The organism is Nocardioides sp., assembly GCF_036267815.1.
Lineage (GTDB): Bacteria > Actinomycetota > Actinomycetes > Propionibacteriales > Nocardioidaceae > Nocardioides.
The window spans coordinates 1-1,575 of the sequence record NZ_DATAVI010000034.1 but is presented as its reverse complement, the minus strand read 5'-3'; the positions used below and the strand labels follow the sequence as shown (position 1 = coordinate 1,575).

At 71.6% G+C, this 1,575-nt stretch carries 2 protein-coding genes; both read left to right on the top strand.

What is annotated here, in order from left to right:
* The coding region (locus tag VHW64_RS05320; protein ID WP_329649474.1) for a hypothetical protein at nt 1-1,043 on the top strand (1,043 nt) is incomplete at its 5' end.
* Nucleotides 1,040-1,575: UDP-N-acetyl glucosamine 2-epimerase (locus tag VHW64_RS05315; protein WP_329649473.1), on the top strand; the 536-nt coding region annotated here is incomplete at its 3' end. The genes VHW64_RS05320 and VHW64_RS05315, both read left to right, overlap by 4 nt.

The window sequence follows — 1,575 nt, the reverse complement described above, 5'->3', positions numbered from 1 at the left end:
TGGCCGCCACCCGCGGCGTCGAGCCGGTGCGACTGGGCCGCGCCGAGCTGGGCGACGCCTCGACGCTGGCCGGTCTGCTCGCCGAGGTCGACGTCGTCGTCCACGTGGCCGGCGTCAACCGCGCCGACTCCGACGAGGCGGTCGAGGAGGGGAACGTCGACCTCGCGCAGACGGTGGCCGCGGCGCTGGGCGCCCGCCCGGTGCACGTCGTCTACGCCGACAGCGTCCAGGCCGAGCTCGACAACCCCTACGGTCGCGGCAAGCGCCGCGCTGCCGAGCTCCTGGCGCAGCTGCCCGGCACCTTCGCCGACGTGGTCCTGCCGAACCTCTTCGGCGAGCACGGCCGGCCGTCGTACAACTCCTTCGTCGCGACGTTCTGCCACGAGGTCGCGGCCGGGCGCGAGCCGACCGTCCACGAGGACAGGCAGGTGCCGCTCCTGCACGTGCAGGCCGCCGCCGAGTGCCTGATCGTGGCCGCGGAGAGCGGGGAGAGCCACGTCGCGCGACCGGCGGGGGAGCCGCGCGGCGTCGTCGAGGTGCTGGAGGTGCTGCGTGGCTTCCACGGCTTGTACGCCGAGCGCGGCGACGTGCCGGACCTCTCGACGGCGTTCGCGCGAGATCTCTTCAACACCTATCGCAGCTACCTCTTCCCCGGCGCCTACCCGATCCATCCGCAGCCGCACCGCGATGCTCGTGGGGAGCTGGTCGAGGCCGTGCGGGCACATGGTGGCACCGGGCAGGCGTTCGTCTCCTCCACGGTGCCGGGCGCGACGCGTGGTGACCACTACCACCTGCACAAGGTCGAGCGGTTCGTGGTGGTGAAGGGCCGGGCGGAGATCGCCCTGCGTCGGCTCTACCATGACGAGGTCGTCAGGTTCCCGGTCACCGGCGAGCGGCCGGGCTTCGTCGACATGCCGACCATGTGGACGCACAACATCCGCAACGTCGGCGACGAGGAGGTGGTCACGGTCTTCTGGGCCGACCAGCTGCTCGACCCCGCGCAGCCCGACCAGTACCCCCTGAAGGTGGAGGAGCGGCCATGAAGGTGATGACCGTGGTCGGTACCCGACCGGAGATCATCCGGCTGTCGCGGGTCGTCGCCCGCCTCGACGCGACCGACGGCATCGAGCACGTGCTGGTGCACACGGGGCAGAACTACGACCGCGCCCTCAACCAGGTGTTCTTCGACGACCTGGGGATCCGGCCGCCCGACCACGCGCTCGGGGTGGACACCTCGTCGCTGGGCGCCGTGCTCGGCGGCGTGCTGGTCGAGACCGAGAAGGTGCTGGCGACCGAGCGGCCAGACGCGATGCTGGTCCTGGGCGACACGAACTCGTGCCTCGCCGCGGTGATGGCCAAGCGGATGCGCGTCCCGACGTACCACATGGAGGCGGGCAACCGCTGCTTCGACGAGAACGTCCCCGAGGAGACCAACCGTCGTCTCGTCGACCACGTCGCCGACTTCAACCTCGCCTACACCGAGCACGCCCGCCGCAACCTCCTGGCGGAGGGGCTCCACCCGCGCCGGGTCATCGTGACCGGCTCCCCGATGCGCGAGGTGCTCGACCACTACCG